At 53.9% G+C, this 4975-nt stretch carries 1 protein-coding gene; it reads left to right on the top strand.

The window, feature by feature from the left end:
* Positions 1-50: 50 nt before the first annotated feature.
* The coding region (locus tag T424_RS21545; RefSeq protein ID WP_037068385.1) for a toxin TcdB middle/N-terminal domain-containing protein at positions 51-4975 on the top strand (4925 nt) is incomplete at its 3' end.

The following is a 4975-nucleotide window of genomic DNA, read 5'->3' as shown; positions in this document are numbered from 1 at the left end:
CCGATGACATTGGGGAATTTTCTATTCTAATTTAGGTTGGGGAAATTTATATGCTGACGAAGCAAAATGTTGCTTTCGCTGTGGCTGTTCTGTGCTCTGCGTTTCTTGTAAGCAAAGTGGCATATGCCGATGCAGTCGTCGGAGATCCGCAGCAGGTCGCAGTTGCCCCCAAGGCCAGTGATGTCTCAAGCTCCGGTTCCTTCGTTCAGGAGTTTCCCATCGACGTCCCCAAAAGCTTCGGCGAGGAGCCGAAGCTTTCTTTCAAGTACGACAGTTCCCGGCGCACCAAGGTATCAGGCCTCTATCAGGGCTGGCTCGGCTATGGCTGGGGCCTGGAAGGCATTGCCGTCATCGAGCGGGCAAGACCTGGCCGCGGCATCCCCGCCTATGATGCAAACGATGTCTACATGCTCAACGGAGAGCCGCTCGCCAGCTGCGCCTCGACCAACAATGCTGGCGTATCCTGCCAGGTTGGCGGTAACTGGGTTGGCGAGACCGAGAACTATCTGAGGATCCTCTACGTGTCCTCGTCCAACACCTGGGAGGTCACCGCACGCGACGGCACAAAGACGGTGCTGGCATCCACCGCGTCCTTAGCTGGCTCGACTAGCACCACGGTCGAGGCGACCAATTATCGTTGGCTGGTCAAAAGTGTCACCGACACCCATGGCAACACGGCCAGTTATAGCTATACCTGCGATACACTACCGGTCTGCTATCCCTCGGTTATCAGTTACAACAACCGGACCGTCAACTTCTTCTATGAGACACGGCCTGATCCTCTGGTCATGGCTACTGGCAACTCCCTCGCGCAGACTACACGACGCCTGAAGACCATCGTCATCAAGACAGGCTCCAGCAACATCGCCGGATATGCCCTCAATTACGATCAAGCACCTGCGGACGATGCCTCGCGTTTGACGTCGGCGCAGAAATTCGGCTCGGACCTTACACTTAGCAGTGTCAATGTGATCACCGGCGGCACATCTCTACCGGCCACCACATTCACCTATGCCAATGGTACCGACTTTAGCCAAACCGTTTCGACAGGCGCGATAACCGGATTGCCGTTATCGGCTGCATCAGTTCCAAATTTCACTGCAGCGGATGTTGACGGTTACGGCATATCCGAAATTATCAAGAACAGCTGTACGTATAAGTTGTTTTTCAGTCAGCCCGGTGAGACAACTTTTTCTAGTATCGATATGGCCAGCATTCCATGCTACGCTAACAATACTTTTTACGATCAATCCATTCCTCCCTATCATCTTGGCCGATTCAGGACAGGTGAAACGGGCACGGAAATGATGGTGCGGTACTTCAAAGACACAGGCAGTATTAACGTCCGCTGGGAGGCTCTGATGCGCAGAAGCGGATCAAGTTTCTCCCTTGAAGTTAACGATTGTACCGCAACAACAGGCGAGACGGTCGTCGACAATGCAGGCACCAAGGCAATATGCGGAGCTGCCAAGGAGGTCAAAACGCCGACAGATTATGATGGCGATGGGACGGATAAACTTATTAAAGTCAGCAGTAGAACCGTCGGCATGGCTGAACTTTATGGCGATGGCCATATCCAGCGCATGTATACAGGCGACACATCACTGCGAGCATCTTCTTTTGAAAATGGTGCATGGGTTGAAAAAAAGCTACTTTCAATCCCATGTACGCGAGATTGTATATTTACCGATCTGAATGGTGACGGATTTGATGATCTTGTTAAAGTGAATGTTGGATATCGTCATGACAACGATAGTCAAACTGACACATATGATGTCAGCGTAGTTCCGTACATTTTCAATGGCAAGACTTACCAGCAATGGAGCGGCGGATATACGACATCTTTCAGTGGGAGCGGCCTCTCTTACAATAACGCTATTTCTCTGTTTGTATCGGATGTGGATGGTGATCAGAAAAGCGAGGTAGGATTAGGGATTGCTACGCGTCCCGATGATGAGATTTGGGGTTTGAGAAAGTGGCGCATGCTGCGATTGCGTTATAGCGGCAACAAATCCTCCTTCGCCAATGAGGATATGAAATTCAATAGTAGTTTTGCAACTGCAGGAGACTTTGACGGTGATGGTTTAAGCGATTTGCTGACCGCGCCCGCAATTAGCTGCGGGGTTAAGACTTATAACGCGCAAGATGGCAGCTATTCAACAAACGGCGACTGCGACAAGGCGTTCAAGGGTCAGCCTTATACCGTCCGTTACGGTCGTTCGACGGGCGATTTCCCCAATCTGATGACGGGGATGACGACGTCTGAGGGTGCGAAGGTCACGGTGCGTTATACGCCGTCGACAAAGTGGCAGAACACCTATCTGCCTTTCGTAACGCAGACCGTCAGCTCGATTTCGCTTGACGACGCTCATGGCACGGTGGCGACCACCGACTACGCCTACGCCAAGGGCCTTTATCTGCCCGCCAAGCGCAAGTTCATGGGCTTTGGCGAAGTCACCAAGACCCTGCCGCTCGCCAATGGCCAAACCGCCCGAAACACCGTCACAACAACATACCTCCAGGACATGGCAACCGTCGGCTTGCCCTCGGTGATCCGTGCAAACGGAGACGATGCATCTGCCTGGAGGCAGACCACCAATACCTACATCGCTAACAACACCAATATTCCTTATACGGCTTTGAAGCAGGAAACGCGTGTCCAGTATAGCGAGCACAATGCTATCCAAAGCTTGGTAACCCAATATGCCTATGACGGGTATGGCAATATCGCTCAGGAAACCTTCTTCGGTCGTCCCAATGTCGATGGTGATGAGACAACCACAGTCTATTCTCGAGCATACAATCCGTCGAATTACATCGTTACCAAACTCAGTGGCAAAGCGAGTTACAAGGGAGCGACAACTAGTGGCCCGGTTCTCAGCTATCAGACCTATGCCTATGATGGTCTTGATTTTGGTGGTGCGCCAACCAAGGGCGATCTGACCACGCGCCGAGATTACGTCGATTTGGGCAATTACCAGACGAACACCTTCACCTATGACAGTTATGGCAACAAGGTAGCCGAGACCAATGGCGCAGGTGATAGAATCACTTACAGTTACGATGACACCTATCATCAGTTCCTGACCGGGACCGGCTATCAGAACGGGCTGCTGAAGACTGCGAACTATAACGGCATCTGCTCCCAGATGGCCAACAGCTATGACTTCAATGGTGTCGGGACAAGCTATACCTATGATGCCCTATGCCGGCAGACCCAGTCGCTCAACGCGGTCACTGGTGCCTATGAACGGACGGCCTATTACAACTGGGGAACATCCTCACAGCGTATCGCGAAAATGACCAGCATGCCGAACGGTGGGAGCGATTCACAGGTCGATTCCTATTTTGATGGCCTTGGCCGCATTCGCCGAACCTACACATTCGGTGACAACGTCACACCGTCGTCGATCGTCGACACCGATTACGATGCCCGCGGTAACGTTTCCCGGGTCACCCGACCCTTTGTGGAAAACGCGACAGCTTATTCGACAACGACGACCTATGACTGGAATGGTCGACCGTTAGCGGTCACCAACCCGGACGGCACGGTAAAGAGCTATAGCTATTTCGTGGTCAATTCGATTGATCGGTCTTCCAATACAGCCATGTTTGGAACTTATGTCACCGACGAAGTCGGCATCCAGACCCAGACATTCACATCAACGGCGGGCGACACGATCGGTATCATCCAGCGGTCCGCACCGGCCGCAGATGGCAGTGTCGTTGCCCGCTGGCTCCATGCCGCAACCTTCGACCCCGCTCACCGGATGATCCAGGTTCAGGATAATGACGGCGCGGTCTGGTCTTACAATTATGATTTGATGGGGAACCGCCTTTCCGCCAGCGATCCGGATATGGGGGCCTGGTACTATGCCTATGACAACGCGAACCGACTGATCGGCCAGCAGGACGCACGTGGCGCAAAGATCACCATCAGCTATGACACGATGGGCCGGGTCGCTCAAAAGAAGGCATATAACCTGAATGTCTCCGGCGATCCCGGGGTATTGCTCACGCAAAACACCTATGATGAGCAGCGCAACGGCTATTACAACAAGGGTCAGTTGACCTCGGCGACGAACCCAACAGCCACTCAAATCTATAACTACGCCGCCAACGGTCTGTCTGCTCAGAAATATTCCAATATCAGCGACGCTCAGTCCGACGAATGGAACTACTACGATCAAGGCCAGAAGCCGATTTACCGTTTCTACAACGGTCCCACGCCTCTGGCCGTGGCGGATCAGAACAGTCACTGGACCTATGACCGCAAGGGCCAGTTGCTGACGATCCCCGGCTATATCACGGCCACGACCTATATGCCGGATGGGCAGACGGCTTCGATCACCTATGCCAATGGGGTGAAGACCACCTTCAGCTATTCGCCGCAGCGCGGCTGGCTGACGGGCATCGTCACCCAGAACTCTGCCGGCACCCGCTTGCTTGGCGCGAGCTACAGCCGCGATGCCGCCGGCCGGATCACCGCCATCGACGAAGACGGTACGGCCAATGACTGGACCTATAGCTATGACCGCTTCGGTCGTGTGGCGACAGCTATCCGCGCAAACAATCCGGCCTTCAGCGAGACCTTCAGCTATGCCGACAATGACAACCTGGTCAGCCGCTCGCGCCTGGCCGGCAGCTTCGCCTATCCGCCGGCGGGTTCCGCACGCCCGCATGCACCGACGTCACTCAACGGCGTTGCCTTCAGCTATGATCCGAATGGCAACATGGTCAACGACGGAAGTCGGCAGATCGATTACGATCTTGCAAACCGCGTCTATGCCGTCCAGGCCAACGGCTCCACGACGTCGATCGAATACGGCCCAGATGGAACCCGGTTCAAGAAGGTTGGACCGAACGGCACCACCTTCTACCCCGATGCCAGCGTCGAATATAATCCGGCGAACGACATTGCCACGCGCTACCCGCACATGGACATCAAGGTCATTGGTGGCACCAAATACTTCCT

This window comes from Allorhizobium undicola ORS 992 = ATCC 700741 (genome assembly GCF_000621665.1).
Lineage (GTDB): Bacteria > Pseudomonadota > Alphaproteobacteria > Rhizobiales > Rhizobiaceae > Allorhizobium > Allorhizobium undicola.
Note: the sequence above shows the minus strand (reverse complement) of the source record. Positions and strands in the feature narration are given on the sequence as shown.